Below are 17,491 nucleotides of genomic sequence, written 5' to 3' on the forward strand. Positions count from 1 at the left end.
AAGTTCAGGTGAACTGTTCCAGTGGTGGGCATGGCGTTGGCATTGCCAAGACACACAATAAAATGGCAAATTGCAACTAATTCTCATTAGTGACTTGATTTTCATGGCCTCAACCGATCTTGCGCTGAGCACCGCGCTGCATAACCTCTATGCCGACCACAGCCCATGGCTACGCAACTGGCTGCGCAAGCGCCTGGGCAGCAGCTGCGATGCCGCGGACCTGGTGCAAGACACCTTCGTGCGGGTGATCAAAGCCCGTCAGGCCCTGGATGTGCGCCAGCCTCGGCAGTACCTGAGCACAGTTGCCAAGGGCCTGGTGATCGACCTTTACCGGCGCCGTGCCCTGGAGCAGAGCTACCTGCAAGCCTTGGCGGCGCTGCCCGAAGATGTCTACCCCAGCGAAGAAACCCAGGCGCTGGTGCTGGAAACGCTGATGGAGATCGACCGCATGCTCGATAGCCTCGGCGACAAGGTCCGGCAGACGTTCATCCTGTCGCAGTTCGAAGGCCTGAGTTACCCGGCCATCGCCCAGCGCCTGGGTATCTCGCTGCGCACCGTCAACAACCACATGGCCAAGGCCATGGAGCATTGCTGCCTGGTGCGCATGGGCCTGCTATGACTACGCCACGTGCTGTGCTCGGGCTGGCCGAGCGCCAGGCGTTGCGCAGCGCGGCGCAGTGGTATGCGCGGCTGTCGTCGGGGCAGGGCGGCGCCGCCGAACAGGCCCGCTGGCAGCAGTGGCACAACGCCGACCCGCTGCACCGCGAGGCGTGGCAGCAGGTGGAAGCTGTGCAGCAGATGATTGCCCGTGTGCCAGGCGAACTTGGCGCTCCGGTGCTGCAACATACCGGTGAAACCCGGCGCCGGGTACTGCAGCAGTTGCTGATGTTGGCGGGGTTCGGCGTGGTCGGCTGGAACGGCTGGCACAGCGACTGGCGGGCAAGCCTGATGGCTAGTTACCGCACGCGGGTCGGTGAGCAGCGCCAGGTGCTGCTTGCCGATGGCAGCCGGGTGTTGCTCGATAGCCAATCGGCACTGGATGTCAGCTTCGACAACGCGCAGCGCTTACTGCATCTGCTGAGTGGGCGAGTGCTGGTCGAAACCGCTGCCGACCCGCTGGGCAGGCCGTTGCGCGTGGATGTGGCGCAGGGTCAGGTCGAGGCACTGGGGACGCGCTTTACCGTGCAGGTCGAAGCGCAGTTCTGCGAAGTGGCGGTTTTGGAAAGCGCGGTTCTGGTACGGCCGGCTGCGACTGCGGGTTCGTTGCGGGTCAATGCCGGGGAGCAGGTGCGTTTCGATGCCAACGCGCTGGGCCAGCCCTGGAACAGTGACATAACTGCTGCATCCTGGCGCACCGGCAGCCTGATCGCCATTGAGCGCCCGCTGGCGGACCTGCTCGATGAGCTTGCGCGCTACCGCCATGGCTGGCTGAGGTGTGACCCCGCCATCGCCGGGTTGAAGATCTCCGGGGCGTTTCCTCTGCATGACATCGACCTTGCCCTGGCGGCCCTGCACAGCGGCTTCGGCCTGCGCATCGTGCGCCGCACCGATTACTGGGTGACCGTGCTACCGGCATGACCGGACCATTGAAAAATATTTTCATTCGCATTGCACTGTTTGCACCCTTCGCTCGGCTCATCCCCTGACAGGTATCGATTGATCGATTCAATTTGGGGAAGGGAAACAATGAAATACCCGCACCATGGGCTGCTCAAGCCCGCTGCCGTTGCATTTGGCCTGAGTTTTTGTGGCTTGGGCGTTGCCAGCCTGCCGAACGTGGCACACGCCGCGCAGGCCAGCGGCGCGCAGTACTACCATGTGCCGGCCGGCAGCATGACCCGCGCGCTCAGTGCCTTTGCCTCGGCCTCAGGCAGTGCGCTGTCGTTCGATGCGGCGCTGCTCGACGGGCTGAAATCTGCAGGGCTTGAAGGCAACTACAGCGTCGCCGAAGGCTTTGCTGTGCTGCTGCAAGGCTCCGGGCTGCAAGCCATACCGCAAAGCAATGGCAGCTACGCGCTGCGCCCGCTTTACAAAGCCGACGGCGCGGTAGAGCTGGGCGCCACCACCATCAACAGCGCAGCGCTGGGCCTGACCACCGAAGGCAGCGGGTCGTACACCACCGGCCAGAGCGCCTCGGCCACGCGCATGGCATTGTCGCTGCGCGAGACGCCGCAGTCGGTCAGTGTGATCACCCGTCAGCAAATGGATGACCAGGGCCTGGTCGACCTGGCCAAGGTGTTGCAACAAACCCCAGGCATCACCGTCAACCGGGAAAACTCCGAAGGCTACACCTACTACGCCCGCGGCTTCGAGATCCAGGCCTTCCAGTACGACGGCATCCCCAGCCTGAGCAGCGATGGCGGCAACGTGCGCGACAACTACAGCATCGGCAACTCGCTGATCTATGACCGCATCGAAGTGCTCAAGGGCGCCACCGGCCTGGTCAACGGCGTGGGTTACCCATCCGGGGTGATCAACATGGTGCGCAAGCGCCCAACCCGCGAGGCGCAGGGCCATGTGGCGGCAGGAGCGGGCTCGTGGGACCGTTACAGCACCGAGGTGGATGTGTCTGGCCCGCTGGTCGATAGCGGCGCCCTGCGCGGGCGTATGGTCGCCGGGACCGAGCAGCACGACAGTTTCATCGACTACCAGAAGGGCGAGCAGCAGGTGTTCTACGGCATTGTCGAGGCCGACCTGAACGATGCCACCACCCTGAGCGTTGGCTACGACTACCAGAAGAACAATAACGACGCGACTACCAACGCCCACCTGCCGGTGTTTTACAGCGATGGCCGGCGGGTCGACCTGTCGCGCTCAAGCAACCCCGGCGACAAGTGGGCGTACCGCAACCAGAACACCCACCGCGCGTTCGTAGGCCTTGAGCACCAGTTGCAGAACGACTGGGTGGTCAAAGGCACCGTGTCCTATCGCAAGTACACCTCTCGCGAAATTCTGGCGGGGTTGTCGGGCGCGCATATCGACCCGGTGACCAACACCATCGATCACGGTTTTTATGCCGGCGGCGCGTCCAAGTTCAATACCGACACCGACGAGAAATCCGTCGACCTGTTTGCCAAAGGGCCATTCGAGCTGTTTGGCCGCACCCACGAATTGGTCGTCGGCTACAACTATGCGCGCAATAGCTCGACCTCCAAACGGACTGACGGCACCACCGACGCCAGCGTCAACCCGTTTACCTGGGATAACAACGCCGCGTACCCGACCGACTGGGCCTGGTGGTCGACGCAGCAGATCGAAGCCACGCAGAAAGTCAGCTACGCCGCCGTGGTGCTCAAACCCACCGATGCCTTGAGCGTCATTCTGGGTGCGCGGGTCAACGACTATGAATGGTCGCTGGACAGCATCAACGGCGCGGGTATCAGCAGGTCCTACCCGACCACCAACAGCGGTGAGGTCATTCCGTACGCCGGTATTACGTATGACCTGGATGAGCAATACACGGTGTACGCAAGCTACACCGATATCTTCAAGCCGCAGCCTTACAACAAGGACGCCAACGACAACCCCATCGAGCCGCTGACCGGGCAGAGCTACGAATTGGGTATCAAGGGTGAGTACTTTGATGGGCGCCTCAACGCAAGCCTTGCGCTGTTCCAGCTCAAACAGGACAACCTGGCGCAGAGCACCGGGCGTACCAACAGCGAAGGTTTTGAAGAAATGCGTGCGGTGTCGGGCGCGACCACCAACGGCGTGGAGCTTGAGGTTGCCGGCGAGTTGCTACCTGACTGGAACATCAATGCAGGCTACGTGTACCAGGCTTCCTACGATGCCGACCATGTGCGTGTGGCCACCACCCAGCCTCAGCACCTGTTCAAGGCCGCAACCACCTACCGCCTGCCGGGCGTGCTGAACCGGGCGATCGTGGGCGGAAATGTGCAGTGGCAGAGTGCGACTTTCTTCGGCGATGACAGTTTTGCCGCCGCAGTTGGCCCGCAAAAGTTCGAGCGCGGCAGCTACGCGTTGGTTGGGCTGATGGCCAGCTACGACTTCGACGAGCATCTGAAGGGTACGGTGAACGTCAATAACCTGTTTGATCGGGTCTATTACAGCGGCATTGGCAACTACAACACCGCTTACTATGGCGACCCACGCAATGTGATGTTCAACGTCAAGTACAGCTTCTGAGGGCAGTGCCGGCGAGAGCAGGCTTGTACAGAACCATAGAATCTCCCTCCCAGGCCCTGCTCAACCGCAACATTGCTTGATGGACCCAATCCAGTGGGAAATGGTAGACAGTTGTGGCGAGCGGGCTTGCCCCGCGTTGGGCTGCGCAGCAGCCCCTGAGGATTACCCTTGGGTTTTCAGGGCTGCTGCGCAGCCCAGCGCGGGGCAAGCCCGCTCGCCACAAGGAGATATGCCTGGCGAGAACAGGGCTGTACAAAACCATCGAATCTCACACGCCGCCCAGTTCTCTACGTGACAGCTCAGCCCAAAGAGCTGGGCGATTTCCTGCTAGGACCGCGTGCTGCCTGAGAACGGGGCGGGCCCGGGGCACCCAGCAGCTGAGTCACAGGCTCAGGCTCAGGCTTACACTCACATTGCGCGGCTCGCCCGGCACTACCCACGCGCTGTTATACGAACGCTCGTAGTACGTGCGATCGAACAGGTTGTTCAAGTTCAGCCCCAAGGTGACTTGCTCGCTGGCCTTGTAGTGCGCAAGCAAGTCAACCGTGCTGTAGGCGGGTAGGGTGAAGTTGCCGCCGGCCTGGCCTGAACGCTCGCCCACATAGTTGAATGCAGCGCCGACATCCGAGCCGCGCAGCGCGCCATCCTGGAACTCGTAAACGCCCAGCAGGCTACCGCTATGCCGGGCAATACCCAGCAGGTCGCTGCCCTCAGGCAGGCTGGCATCACCCTTGGTCACTTCTGCATCGATGTAGGCGTACGCCCCTATCACGCGCACAGCGTCGGTTACCTGGCCGCTGAACTGCATGTCCAGGCCCTGGCTGCGCGCCTTGCCAGCGGCAACGCTGTCGCCAAGGGCATCGGTGGTGAGGACGTTTTCCTTGTCGATGCGAAACAGCGCAATGGTGGCGCCAAGACGGCTGTCGAGCAGGTCGAGCTTCACGCCGGTCTCGTACCCCAAGCCTTTTTCCGGTTTGTACACCTGGCCCTGGGTGCCGAGGGTGTTGGGCTTGAACGAGGTGGAGGCGTTGGCGAACACGCCCACCTGCGGCGTCAGTTGGTAAAGCAGGCCGATGCGCGGGGTGGCAACGTCCTTCTCCTGGCTGCTGCTGACCCCGCTGGTACGGTTCAGGGAAGTCTGCTCGATGTGCTCCAGGCGCACGCCCACCAAGCCACGCAGGCGCTCGGTGAAGGCAATCTGGTCTTGCAGGTTCAGTGCGTAGCTTTCGGTGTGCTCGTGGAAATCGTTGGCGCGGGTCAGCGCGGGCTTGGCCTGGCCGTACACCGGGTTGTAGATGTCCAGGCCGTAGCCGAGCAGGGTGGCGCTTTGTGGGTACTTCTGGCTGTTGCGGTAATTCTCGTATTCAAGGCCGATCAGCGTCTGGTGCTCCCAGCCCGCCCAATTGAAGGTGCCGTGCAGCTCGGCCTGGGTGATGTTGTCGTTCCACTCGAAGTCGCGCTCGCGGTAGAAGCGGGTGATGGTGCTGCCGACCACCGCCTGTGGTTCGGAGCTGGCGCCCTTGAGCGTGCCTTGGGTGTAGTGGTTGGCCAGGCGCAGCTTCCAGTCATCGCTGAGCATGTGCTCAAGCGCCAGGTCCACGGTCTGGTTGTCGTTGCGGATCTGCCCATCATTGGGCTCACCGAGGAAAGTCGAGCGTTTGACCGAGCCCAGGTCACCGTTGACGGCCGCAATGCCCCGGTCGAATACCGACTCGGTGCGGGAAAACTCGGTGTCCAGCAGCAACCGCGTATCGGGCGACAACTGCCAGCTCAACGACGGGCTGACGATGCGCCGTTCGCTGTTCACATGGTCGCGGAAGCTGCCGTTGTCTTCGACGGCCATGTTTATCCGCCCCAACAGGCTGCCTTCGCTGTCCAGCGGCGCGTTGGCGTCCAGGCTGGTGCGGTAGCGGTCCCAACTGCCGGCGCTCAGGCTCAGGTTGCTGAAGGTCTCGGCCTGCGGGCGCTTGGTCACGATATTGACCAGCCCGCCGGGGTCGCCACGGCCGTACAGGCTGGCCGCCGGGCCTTTGAGCACTTCGATGCGCTCGATGTTGGAGGTGTCCGGGGCGCTGTAGCTGCCTCGGTTGACGGCAAAGCCGTTCTTGTACAGCTCGCCGGTGGTGAAACCGCGCACGCTGTAGTTGAGGAAGGTCAGGCCGCCGAAGTTGTTCTGCCGCGCCACGCCGCCGGCAAAGTCCAGGGCTCGGTCAATACGCGTGGTATTGAGGTCCTTGAGTACCTGCGCCGGGATGACCTCGATGCTTTGCGGGGTATCGCGGATGTCGGTATCGGTGCGGGTGGCGGTGGCCGAACGGGTCGCCCGATAGCCTTGCACCGGGCCGTCGGCGCGTTCTTCAACGTAGGCGTCGGTAATCGAGATGGCTTCCAGCGTCAGGGGTTCTGCGGCGTAGAGCGATTGCCCAAACATACCGAGGGTCAAACCGGCCAGCAGGGGTGCGTGATGTTTCAACAGGGGGGTTCTCCATGGCAGATGTAATAACATAACATCTGCGCTGGCTAAAACGCTATCGCCGCACGATGGCAACGTGCCTGTTGACCACGGGCCGTTTTGATGGTCATCTGCGCGCCTGTTTCAGGTGCCCCCTGCCGCCGTGCATGGGGTGAAACGGGAAGCCGGTTCGTCATCCTCGCGGTGATCAGTCCGGCGCTGCCCCCGCAACGGTATACGAGCGAAGCATTCGATACGCCACTGTGCTCCGGCATGGGAAGGCGAATGTTTCATGACCCTCGTGAGCCCGGAGACCGGCCTGAAGCATCGTTTGGCAAACCCGCGGTGGGCGGGCGCAGGCCGGTTTTCGTAGGCGCGTGCGCCTGCGCTTTCCCTATGCGTTGTTCCCTCCGGGATTCTTTCATTCCTGTTTCAAGTGGAAAGATATGTCCCGTTATTCGTTGTTCCGTTCCTTCCCTGGCCACATGCTGCGTGCAAGCCTGGTGCCTTGTGTATTCCTCAGCGCAGGCGCCCAAGCCGCTGAAGATGAGCCGCTGGCATTGCCCGCCACGGCCATCACCGAATTCGCTGACGCGGCTGCCCAGCCCGACCTGCGCACCCCTGGCACCAGCGGTTCTAGGCTGAACCTCACGCCGCTGCAAACCCCTGCCAGCGTCACCAGCATCAGCGCCGAGCAGATCCAGGCGCGCAATAACGCCACCGTGCAGGACGCCGTCACCCGTTCCCCTGGCATCACCTTCATCGGCACGCCCGGCAACGGCGGCACGGCGCTGTCGGCACGTGGCTTCACCGGCCATAGCTCGACCATGCAGTTGTACGACGGCACCCGCCTGTATGTCGGCGCCGGCACCGTGACCTTTCCGGTCGACACCTGGGCGGTGGAGCGCAGCGACGTGCTGCGCGGCCCAGCATCAGTGCTGTACGGGGAGGGCGCCACGGGGGCGGTGATCAACGTGGTGCCGAAAAAGCCGTTCGAAGGTGACATCCGCAATCGCCTGCGCCTGGGTTACGGCTCCAATGACCGCCAGCAGATGGCGCTGGACAGCGGCGGGTCGCTGAGCGACACCCTGAGCTATCGCTTGAACCTCAACAAGCTGGCGAGCAATGGCTGGGTGGACCGCGGCGAGTCCGACAGCATCGCCCTCAGCGGTGCGCTGCGCTGGCAGCCCAACGAAGACCTGAGCGTGACCCTGAGTCACGATTACGGCGACCAGAACCCGCAGCAGTACCTCGGCACGCCGTTGATCGACGGGCATTACCGCGAGTCGTTGCGCGACCACAATTACAACGTGGCCAACGCCGAGCTGCATTACAACGACCAGTCCACACGCCTGGTCACCGACTGGGTAATCAGCGACACCCTCACCGCCAGCAACCAGTTGTATTACCTCAAGGCCCAACGCCGCTGGCGCAACGCCGAAAGCTACACCTGGCAGCCCGGCAACCTGATCGAGCGCAGCAGCTTCATCAGCATCAAGCAGACCCAGGAGCAGATTGGCGACCGCCAGTCGTTCACCCTGCAGCACCCGCTGTTTGGCCTGGACAGCCAGACCGTGGTGGGCGCGGACTACAATTCCATTCGCTTCCTGCGCAAGCACGACTTTGGCTATACCCTGGCCGATACCGTGCCGGTGACAGGCTCTGGCGGCGGCAGCTACATCAGCGACGACCCGTTCCGCTCGCGCGAAGCCAACCAGGCGCGGCAGTTCTCGCTGTTTGCCGAAAACCGCACGCAGCTGACCGAACGCTTGTCGCTGGTCACCGGTGCCCGCCGCGACCAGGTGCACCTGAACCGCGACAACCTCGATGACGACACCCGCAGCGACCGCAGCCTGACAGGCGATAACTGGCGCGCGGGCCTGGTGTTTGCGCTAAGCGAAGAGCTGTCGGTGTACGGCCAGTACGCCACCAGCACCGAAGGGGTCAGCGACCTGTTGACCCTGAGCTCGGAGCAGCAAAGCTGGGACTTGAGTACCGCCAAGCAGACCGAAGTTGGCATCAAGCAGATGCTGCCCGAAGGCCGCGGCGAGTGGACGCTCGCGGCCTACCACATCGTCAAGAAGAAGCTGCTCAGCACCGACCCGCTCAACCCCAAAGTGCAGCAACAGGTTGGCCAGCAGTCCTCGGACGGCATCGAGGCCACCCTTGAACTGCGCCTGCCCTATGAGGTGCAGTTGTCTGCCAACGCCGCCTGGGTGCGCGCCAGGTACGACGACTTTACCGCTGACGGCAACGACTACAGCGGCAACCGCCCGACCAACGTGCCGCGTCGTTCGGCCAACCTGTGGCTGAGCAAGGATTTTGCCCAACGCTTCAGCGCAGGTGCAGGCGCGCGGTACGTCGACAGCCGTTATGGCGACAACGCCAACACTGTCAAGGTGCCGAGCTACACCGTGCTCGACGCAAGCTTCGACTGGCATGTGCAGCCGGACCTGACCTTGGGCCTGCAACTGAACAACCTGTTCGACCGCCAGTACGCCACCACCAGCGAGAACGGCGGCCGGCAGTGGTACCTGGGCGAGCCGCGTTCGTTCTTCGTGACGGCTGACTACAGCTTCTGACCGTTGCCGCAGGAGGCGCCGAGCATGACCAGTTTGACCATCGACGACTTGCGCTGGGCACTGCCTGGGCCGCGCCTGCTGCTCAATGGCGTGAACGTGCAGGTGCAGCAAGGCGAATTCGTCGGGCTGATCGGCGCCAATGGCAGCGGCAAGACCAGCCTGCTGCGTTGCGCCTACCGCGCCACGCAGCCCACGGCCGGGCGGGTCAGCCTGGGCGGGGAAGACCTGTGGCAGCGCAGCCCGCGCTGGTGCGCGCAGCGCATTGCAGTGGTGCTGCAGGAATTTCCCGAGGAGTTTGGCCTGAGCGTTGCCGAGGTGGTGGCCATGGGGCACACGCCACACAAGGCCCTGTTCGACGGTGAAACCGCCGAGGACCGGGCCCGCAGCGCACAGGCGTTGGCCCAGGTGGGGCTGGCGGAGCACGCCCGGCGCACCTTCGCCACGCTGTCGGGCGGCGAGAAACAACGCGTGCTGCTGGCGCGGGCGCTGGTCCAGGCGCCCGAACTGCTGATCCTCGACGAGCCCACCAATCACCTCGACCCGCGCTATCAGCTGGAGCTGCTGCAGCACCTGCGCGGGCTAGGGTTGAGCATTCTGGCAAGCTTTCACGACCTCAACCTGGCGGCTGCCTTCTGCGACCGGCTGTATGTCATTGATGGCGGGCGCATCGTCGCCAGCGGCACACCGCACCAGGTGCTGACCCCTGAGCTGCTCAGGCAGGTGTTCGGCGTCGATGCATTGGTTGACCAGCACCCGCTGCACCCCTATCCACGTATTACCTGGATTACCCGTTCATGACCCTTCGCTACCTCTTTGGCCTGCTTTGGCTGCTGTTTTTGCTGCCTGCCGCTGCCCGCGACTTCCCCGTGAGCGTACACAGTTGCGAGCGCTCGGTGACCTTCACCCAAGCCCCGCAGCGCGTGGTGGTGCACGATGTGAACATGACGGCGATGCTGCTGCACTTGGGCCTGCGTGAGCGCATTGTCGGCTACACCGGGTTCACCCGCAGCAAACACCGCGAGCAGTGGATCGACCAGGCGCTGGAAGGCGTGCCGCAGCTGGCTAGCCGCTCGGCGTCCATCGAAACCCTGCTGGCGGCAGACACCGAATTGTTCTTTGCTGGCTGGAACTACGGCATGCATGTCGGCGGCCCGCTGACCCCGGCAACCCTTGCGCCGTTCGGCGTGGCGGTTTACGAACTGAGTGAGTCGTGCTCGTGGGTAATGCCGCAGCAACGGGCGAGCCTCGACGATGTGTATCGCGACCTGGAAAACCTCGGCAGCATCTTTGCCGTGCAGGGGCAGGCCCGCGCGCTTATCGCGCAGATGCGCAGCCGCATCGCCCAGGTGCAACAGCGGGTTGGCCAGGCTCGGCACAGCCCCAAGGTGTTTCTCTACGACAGCGGCGAAGACCGCCCGACCACCTCCGGCCGGCTAGGCATGCCGCAAGCGCTGATCGATGCCGCGGGTGGCGTCAATGTGATGGGCGATGTGGCGGCGAGCTGGACTGAGGTGAACTGGGAAAGCGTGGTCGAGCGCGACCCTGAGGTCATCGTGATCGTCGATTACGGCCCGCTCACCTGGCAGCAGAAGCGCGATTTCCTGTTGCGTCAGCCGGCGCTCAAGGGCGTGCGGGCAATCCGCGAGCAGCGTTTCGTGGTGCTGAGCTATGTCGAGGTAACGCCTTCGGTCGAAAACGCCCAGGCCATCGAGAAACTCGCCGACGCCCTGCATCCGCAACCGCTTGAGGGCGCGCAGCCATGACGCCTGTGCGCAGCCCGACAGGCTTGCGAGCCTTGTTGGTGGGGCTGGTGGTGCTGTTGCTGGCGTCCTGCGTCATGTCGCTGGCCTTTGGCCCGGCCTCGATCCCGATGCGCAACGTGGCGCAGGTGGTTGCCGGGCAGTTGGGCTTGGACATTGCCGGGGAACCAGGCAAAAGCCAGGCGCATATCGTCTGGCTGATCCGCGCACCCCGTGTAGTGCTGGGGGCGCTGGTGGGTGCGGGGCTGGCCCTGGTGGGCACAGCATTGCAGGCGGTTACCCGCAACTCCCTGGCCGACCCGCACCTGCTCGGTGTGAGTTCGGGCGCGGCCCTGGGCGCTGTGCTGGTGATGCTCTACTTGGGCGAGTTCATCGGCGTGTTCAGTTTGCCTCTGGCGGCGTTCATGGGCGCTGCCGGGAGCATGCTGCTGGTGATCGCGGTAGCGCGCCGCGGCGGGCGCATGGAGAGCGATCGCTTGCTGCTGGCAGGGGTGGCGGTGTCGTTCGTGCTGATGGCACTGGTCAACGTGCTGCTGTACAGCGGCGACCAGCATGCGGCCGCTTCGGTAGTGTTCTGGATGCTTGGCGGGCTGGGGGCGGCGCGCTGGGATGTGATCTGGCTACCGGCGCTGTGCGTGGTGCTGGTGCTGCTTGCATTGCAGGCCATGGCGCGCGGCCTGAACGCGCTGATGAGTGGTGAGCAGACCGCGATCAGCCTGGGGTTCAGCGGCCGCAGGCTGCGCCTGCAGGTATTTATCTGCACTTCGCTGCTGACCGGGGTGCTGGTGGCGCTGTCCGGGGCGATTGGTTTTGTCGGGCTGATGGTGCCACACATGGCGCGGGCACTGGTGGGGGCCGACAACCGGCGTTTGCTGCCGGTGAGTGCGCTGCTTGGGGCGATATTTCTGGTGTGGGTGGATGTAGCCGCGCGCACGTTGATCGCGCCGCAGGACCTGCCGATCGGCATTGCCACAGCGGCGCTGGGTGGGTTGTTCTTTATCGCGCTGCTCAGGCGCTGAGGCGAATTGAATGCGGTCGGTGTAGGCGCAGCCTTGTAAGGCTCCAAGCTGCGCGCAGGCCCCACCCATCAGCCAACGGTTTTTGCGTGACTGCCACTCCCTTTGCATTGCGTCAGGGGGTACCCTGCCGGGCCTACCCGCTACCCGCAAATGCCAGGACGCCCTTGGACAGAGAGCAGCTCGAACGCAACCAGATCCCCGTTTACTTCATTGCCGTAGCGTTTGCCGCCGCCATTGGCCTGTTGGCCCCCGCCGCCGCACGGGCGTTGGAGCTACTGGTGACCCCGGCCATCGCCGTGCTGATGTACGCGATGTTCTTGCAGATCCCCTTCCTTGACCTGCGCGCAGGGCTGGGCAACCGGCGCTTCATGGCCGCGCTGCTGCTGGCCAACTTCGTGCTGGTGCCTTTGCTGGTCTGGGCCACCACCCGCGGCCTCAGCGCGCACCCGGCGCTGCTAGCCGGCGCCTTGCTGGTGCTGCTGACACCGTGCATTGATTACGTGGTGGTGTTCACCCATATCGGCAAGGGCGACTCGCGCCTGACCCTGGCGGCCACGCCGGTGTTGTTGCTGGTGCAACTGGCGCTGCTGCCGCTGTACCTGGCGCTGATGCTTGGCGGGGCGAGCGAGGTGCACATTCAACTGGCGCCGTTTGTTGAAGCCTTTGTGCTGCTGATTGTGTTGCCGCTGCTGCTGGCGGTGGCGACCAGCGCGGGGGGACGGCGCTTTTCGTCGGTCGCGGCCTGGAACGACGCTTGGGCATGGCTACCGGTGCCAGCCATGGCGCTGGTGCTGGTGGCCGTAATTGGCTCGCAGGTGGGCGTGGTGGTCGGCCAGCTGGATGAGCTGCTGCCGGTGCTACCGGTGTATGTGGGCTTTGCCTTGCTGGCGCCCTTGTTGGGCTGGGGCACTGCGCGGGTGTTCGGATTGCCCACAGGCGCGGCGCGGGCGGTGACGTTCAGTGCGGCGACGCGTAATTCGCTGGTGGTGCTGCCGTTGGCGTTGGCGCTGCCGGAGCCGATCCGCGGGTTGGCGGCGGCGGCGGTGATTACCCAGACGTTGGTGGAGTTGGTGAGTGAGCTGGTGTATGTGCGGGTGGTGCCCAGGGTGGTGCGGATGTAGCGGGGCAGGGGCTGCTACGCAGCCCTGTTGCGACGCAAGCCCGCTCCTGCACTGGCCGCGTCGCTTGTTGCGATGAGCTCAGAACTCGACCGTCAACCCGGCATACAGCGCACGCCCGTCACCCGGCGAGTGCAGCGATGCATCGGCGCCATCGGGGTCGTACCACACATATTCGTAGTAGCGGTTGGTCAGGTTCTTCAACTGCACATCCACGCTCAGCGTCTCGCTGACCTGGTAGGTAGCCCCCAGGTTCATCAGCACATAGCCACCGTAGGTGCCTTGGGTGTTTTCCCGCTCCAGGTAGTAGTTGGTCTGGCCATTCATCCACGCGGTGAGCTGCAGCGCCGGGGTGGCCTGGTAGCTGACCCCGGTGTTCCACAGATGGTGCGGCACATGGTCGATTTCCTGGCCCTTGCTGCCGGGCAGGGCGCTACTGGGCTCGAGAATCTTCGAGTACTGCCAGGAATACGACATCCACACTTCGGTACGCGCGTCCGGGTGCAGGTTCACCTGCAGGTCATAGCCCCAGCGCCGCGTCTGGCCAACGTTGTCCGACTCGCCGCTGGGGTCGTTCAGGCGCCGGCTGACTTCACCGGTCGCGTCCTGGCGCCAATAGGCGACACGGCCATCAACCCAGCTGGCGGGGGTGAACTTGACACCGGTCTCCCAGCCTTCGTTGATCGACGGTGCCAGGTCCTCGTTACGCGGCGGCACTTTATAGGCCGCAGCGCCCGTGCCCACCTGGAAGGTGCGGCCCCAGTTGGCGTAAAGGCTGGCGAATTGCCACGGGCTATAGACCACGCTCAGCTTGGGCTGCTTGATCAGCCCGTAATCGTTGATGTCCGCCTTCTGGCCGGTGAGTTCGTTGGTGAAGTCGCCGCTGAGCTTGTCGACGCGATAGGCCGGGACGATTTTCAGCGACTCCCACGGCTCGATTTCGGCCTGCACATAGGCCCCGACGGTATTGAAGTCGAACTGCTGGTCGCGGGTCTGCGCCTGGCGCACACGGCTTAGGGTGCGGTAGCGCTCGCTGCGGTTTTGCTGCTGCTGCACATCGCTGCCGCCTTCCAGGGCAAAGGCGTGCAGCCAGTCCACTTCAGGCCGCCAGGTCAGCGAGGTGAGGGCGCCGTACTGGGTTTCGTAGGCGTCGCGCTCTTGCTGTGAGCTGGTGCGCCAGTATTGCGTCCAGCGCCGGTCGTCGAAGGTGTTCAGGTAGGTTTTTGCCGACCACGAGAGGCTGTCGGCAAGGTCGGCGTCCAGGTGCAGACTGACCTGGTTGGTGCGCCGGGTGCCCTTGTCGGTGGCGTTGAAGTCGTTGCTCATGCGTGGGTGGTGGCGGGCATCGTCGGCGCTGAGGTAACCGGCTTCCTGGGCGTCTGCTTCATAGTGGCGGGCGATCAGCCCCAGGCGGTAATTGCCGGCATCGGGGGTGTAGAACCACTTGCCGCTGAAGCTGTAGCGCTCGGTATCGCCGTGGTCACGGTAGCCATCGACCTGCTGGCGGGCAAAGAAATAGTTCTGCGTCCAGTTGCTGGTTTCGATGCCCTTGGCCAATTGCACTTCACGGGTGTTGAAGCTGCCGTAACGCAGTCGCGCCTTGTTGTAGTTGCCGCCGGTGCGGGTGTTGATATTGACGTTGCCGGCGATGTTGTTCAGCCCGTAGCGCGGGTCGCTGGTGCCGCGCACCACCTCGATGCTGTCGATGTCCATGGGGAACACCGAGTCGATAAAGGGCATGTTGCCATCGTTGGTGTTGCTGGGAATGCCGTCGATCAGCAGTTTGACGGCGTTGACTTCACCTTCGCCGTTGAAGCCGCGAAACGACAGCTTGCCGGAGGTGGTGCCTTGGTTGAAGCCGGTGAGCATTACGCCGGGCGCGCGGTTGAACAGCTCCCAGCTGTAAGCGACGGGCATCTTCTCAAGGATGTCGCCGCCGAGGATATCCACCGAGCTGAGCACGCTGCTGGTGGCCAGCGGGCCGGTGCTGGCGCCGGTGACGGTTACCGCGCCTAGGGTGAGGGTGGAGTTGTCCTGCGCCAGGCCTTGGGCCACGGCTTGGGACAATGGGCTTAAAACAGACACGCAGGTCAGGGCGAGCACGGGCAGCACGGCACGTGCGGGGGTTGCGGACGCATTCATCAAAACGGTTCCTGGCTGGAAAGTCGGGTACGGCCGTGGCGCGCAAGCGGCGCAACGGGCGTTGGTAGCGACGGATCAGGCCAGGGGTGGGGCGCGTGGAGTAAGGCCGGGCCTTTGCTGGCGCGGCAGGGGCAGCACCGGGGCGTCGCCCAGCAGCAGCGCATCAGGCCAGAAGCGCGGGAACAGGTGCTTGAAATAGTCGCCAGGCGGCGCGGCCTGGCCTGCGTGGCCACAGCAGCAGTCGCCGGTTTGCATCTTGCTGTCGCCGTGTTCGGTCAGGGCGTGCTGGTCGAGCTTGAGCTGAGCCAGCAAGGCTTTGGGCAGGCTTTGTACGCCATGCAGGCTGCAGAAGCTGCCGAGGATCAGCGACTCGTCGAGAACCGGCTCACGCAAGGCACGGTCGAGCGGCATCGCCAGCAGGTTGAACAACACTGCAAAACAGGCGATGAGCAACAGATTAGTGCGGCAGCGTAGACGCATGAACCTTCCCACAGCGGTAAGGTGGGCATTAAGCCGTATTTGCATGCGTCTGTAAAAGTTCAGCGGTGCGCCATCTTGTCGCAGAGGCCGACTCTACCCGGTCAGTGCAGGAGCGGCGCTGTTGACTTATTTGGAGCCCGATCCACCGCTACCGGAGCTATTCCCGCCAGAACCACTGCTCCCATTCCCCGACCCGCTGGTAGTGCCATCGCCGCCGGTGCTGTCGGTGCCGTTGTCGTCGGTCCCACCCGATCCGCTCCCCACTCCATCGCCGGGCGTACCGGAACCGGTCGCATCGCCGGCGCCGTTCATCTGGCCGCTATCATGCGGTGGCGCCCCGGGTGGACGCTGATCTTCGGGGGTTGTGGCGGCCAGCGCGAAGGGCGCGCCGACGGTAAGGCATAGCGCAAGCAGCAATGAATGGCCTTTGATGATCTTCATGGTGAATCTCCCTATCTGGTTGTTCACCTTGCGTTGGGCATGCTACTGCACCGCCCCGTGCGTTGAGATCGACAGACGGGCATTGCTGCCCGTCAAAGCGTCAAGGCCAGCAGCGCTGCGATCAAGGCGGGCGGCATTACCAGCAGCCCCAGGCAGAGGAACTGCCAGGCGCCGACATGCTCGCCTTCGCGGCGAATGGCAACCAGCCACAGTAGTGTGGCGAGCGAGCCGGTAATCGACAGGTTCGGCCCCAGGTCCACGCCAATCAACAGCGCTGCGGTGGTCTGCTGCGGCAGTTCCACCAACGAGCCCATGGACCCGGCAATCAACCCAGTGGGCAGGTTGTTCATCAGGTTGCTGGCAATGCCCACACCGGCCCCTGCAGCCCAGCTGGCGAGTGCCGGCGAGCGTTCGGCAAGGCCTGCCAAGGCGTGTGCCAGGCGTTCGATGACACCGGTCTGCGCCACGGCCTCGACCAGCACGAACAACCCGGCCACCAGCGGCAGCACGCCCCACGCTACATGGCGCAGTACCGGCATCGGGCTGCGGCGCTGGCGCAAGTGGATCAGTGCTGTGGTAGTCAGCCCCGCGCAGAACGTCGGCAGGCCCAGTGCCAGGTCCAAGGCCGAGGCGCTGAGCAGCAGTGCACCGGTCAACACGATGCCCACGGCACACAGCTTGGCGCCGTAGGGCAGGGGTTGGGCATCGACATCAAGGGCCAATGGCTGGCTGATCTGCCGGCGTTGGGTCAGGCGCAGCATCAGGTATGTCAGGCCGATGGCGGCCAGCGACGGCAGAGTGAACTGCGCTAGCCAGTCCAGCAGTGGCGGCATCTTGCTGCCGAACACCACCAGGTTGGCAGGGTTGGAGATCGGCAGCACAAAACTTGCGGCATTGGCGATGAACGCGCAGATGAACAGGTAGGGCAATGGCTCGGCGCGAGCGGCTTTACACGCCGCGTACACCGCAGGCGTCAGTACCACGGCCGTGGCGTCGTTGGACAGGAACACCGTGACCAGCGTGCCCACCAGAAACACCAGGTCGAACAGCCGCTGCCCGGACCCGCGGGCATGGCGCACGGCATAGCGGGCCAACCAGTCGAACAGGCCTTCCTGGCGGGCCAGTTCCGCCAGCACCATCATGCCGATCAGGAACAGGTACACATCGCCGCCCTCGGCAACCGCTGCCAGGGCGCTGTGGGGGGCAATCAGGCCGAATGCGGTGAGCAATAGCGCACCGCCCATGGCCCAGACGTACTCAGGAATGCGCCATGGGCGCAGGATGACGCCGCAGGTGGCCAGGGCGGCAACGGCCCAGATGATCAACGCGGTAGAGGAGACAGGCATGGTGC

13 protein-coding genes and 1 riboswitch are annotated in these 17,491 nt (G+C 64.0%); of the genes, 8 read left to right on the plus strand and 5 right to left on the minus strand.

All coding sequences use genetic code 11. The annotated features are described in order from the left end of the window. The first annotated feature begins 103 nt into the window (after positions 1-103). From HU720_RS00530 to HU720_RS00540, 3 genes are all read left to right on the plus strand, one after another. Positions 104-619 carry a sigma-70 family RNA polymerase sigma factor gene (locus HU720_RS00530; RefSeq protein ID WP_186516341.1) on the plus strand — a complete coding sequence of 172 codons (516 nt, stop codon included), beginning with the start codon at positions 104-106 and terminating at the stop codon, positions 617-619. Then, entirely contained in the window at positions 616-1,578 is a 963-nt protein-coding gene (locus HU720_RS00535; protein WP_186516343.1) for a FecR domain-containing protein, read from the plus strand. The genes HU720_RS00530 and HU720_RS00535 overlap by 4 nt, the downstream gene beginning before the upstream one ends. Positions 1,579-1,686: 108 nt before the next feature. Beyond that, the gene (locus HU720_RS00540; RefSeq protein WP_186516344.1) at positions 1,687-4,146 is read left to right on the plus strand and encodes a TonB-dependent receptor; all 2,460 of its coding nucleotides are present in this window, start codon (positions 1,687-1,689) and stop codon (positions 4,144-4,146) included. Positions 4,147-4,528: 382 nt separating this feature from the next. On the opposite strand, the gene HU720_RS00545 is transcribed toward HU720_RS00540, so the two are convergent. Beyond that, positions 4,529-6,619 (minus strand): TonB-dependent siderophore receptor, encoded by a 2,091-nt coding sequence (locus HU720_RS00545; protein WP_272968403.1) that lies wholly within the window; start codon positions 6,617-6,619, stop codon positions 4,529-4,531. A gap of 108 nt (positions 6,620-6,727) precedes the next feature. Then, a riboswitch (cobalamin riboswitch) is annotated at positions 6,728-6,936 on the plus strand. A 108-nt stretch (positions 6,937-7,044) separates the two neighbouring features. On the opposite strand from HU720_RS00545, the gene HU720_RS00550 reads away from it, so the two are divergent. From HU720_RS00550 to HU720_RS00570, 5 genes are all read left to right on the plus strand, one after another. Then, positions 7,045-9,180, plus strand: coding sequence for a TonB-dependent receptor (locus tag HU720_RS00550; RefSeq protein WP_186516346.1), 2,136 nt, complete (start codon positions 7,045-7,047; stop codon positions 9,178-9,180). Positions 9,181-9,204: 24 nt separating this feature from the next. Further along, a complete protein-coding gene (locus tag HU720_RS00555; RefSeq protein ID WP_186516348.1) occupies positions 9,205-9,978 on the plus strand; it encodes an ABC transporter ATP-binding protein in 774 nt (257 codons plus the stop codon). Further along, positions 9,975-10,943, plus strand: a complete 969-nt coding sequence (locus tag HU720_RS00560; RefSeq protein ID WP_186516349.1) for an ABC transporter substrate-binding protein — start codon at positions 9,975-9,977, stop codon at positions 10,941-10,943. The genes HU720_RS00555 and HU720_RS00560 overlap by 4 nt, the downstream gene beginning before the upstream one ends. Beyond that, complete coding sequence (locus HU720_RS00565; RefSeq protein ID WP_186516350.1) at positions 10,940-11,959, plus strand: iron ABC transporter permease; 1,020 nt, start codon at positions 10,940-10,942, stop codon at positions 11,957-11,959. Before HU720_RS00560 ends, HU720_RS00565 begins: the two co-directional genes overlap by 4 nt. A 164-nt stretch (positions 11,960-12,123) precedes the next feature. Then, positions 12,124-13,080: an arsenic resistance protein gene (locus HU720_RS00570; protein ID WP_186516351.1), complete on the plus strand. Its 957-nt coding sequence runs from the start codon at positions 12,124-12,126 to the stop codon at positions 13,078-13,080. 78 nt (positions 13,081-13,158) lie between these two features. Here HU720_RS00570 and HU720_RS00575 read toward each other — a convergent pair whose 3' ends face one another. The 4 genes from HU720_RS00575 to HU720_RS00590 form a co-directional block, all read right to left on the minus strand. Continuing rightward, positions 13,159-15,219, minus strand: coding sequence for a TonB-dependent receptor (locus HU720_RS00575; protein WP_186516353.1), 2,061 nt, complete (start codon positions 15,217-15,219; stop codon positions 13,159-13,161). A gap of 75 nt (positions 15,220-15,294) precedes the next feature. Next, complete coding sequence (locus HU720_RS00580) at positions 15,295-15,699, minus strand: DUF2946 family protein (RefSeq protein WP_186516355.1); 405 nt, start codon at positions 15,697-15,699, stop codon at positions 15,295-15,297. Between the two features lie 126 nt (positions 15,700-15,825). Continuing rightward, positions 15,826-16,140 carry a hypothetical protein gene (locus tag HU720_RS00585; RefSeq protein WP_186516357.1) on the minus strand — a complete coding sequence of 105 codons (315 nt, stop codon included), beginning with the start codon at positions 16,138-16,140 and terminating at the stop codon, positions 15,826-15,828. 92 nt (positions 16,141-16,232) lie between these two features. After that, complete coding sequence (locus HU720_RS00590) at positions 16,233-17,486, minus strand: arsenic transporter (protein WP_186516359.1); 1,254 nt, start codon at positions 17,484-17,486, stop codon at positions 16,233-16,235. Positions 17,487-17,491 lie beyond the last annotated feature (5 nt).

The organism is Pseudomonas sp. SWRI51, from assembly GCF_014268825.1.
Taxonomy (GTDB): domain Bacteria; phylum Pseudomonadota; class Gammaproteobacteria; order Pseudomonadales; family Pseudomonadaceae; genus Aquipseudomonas; species Aquipseudomonas farsensis.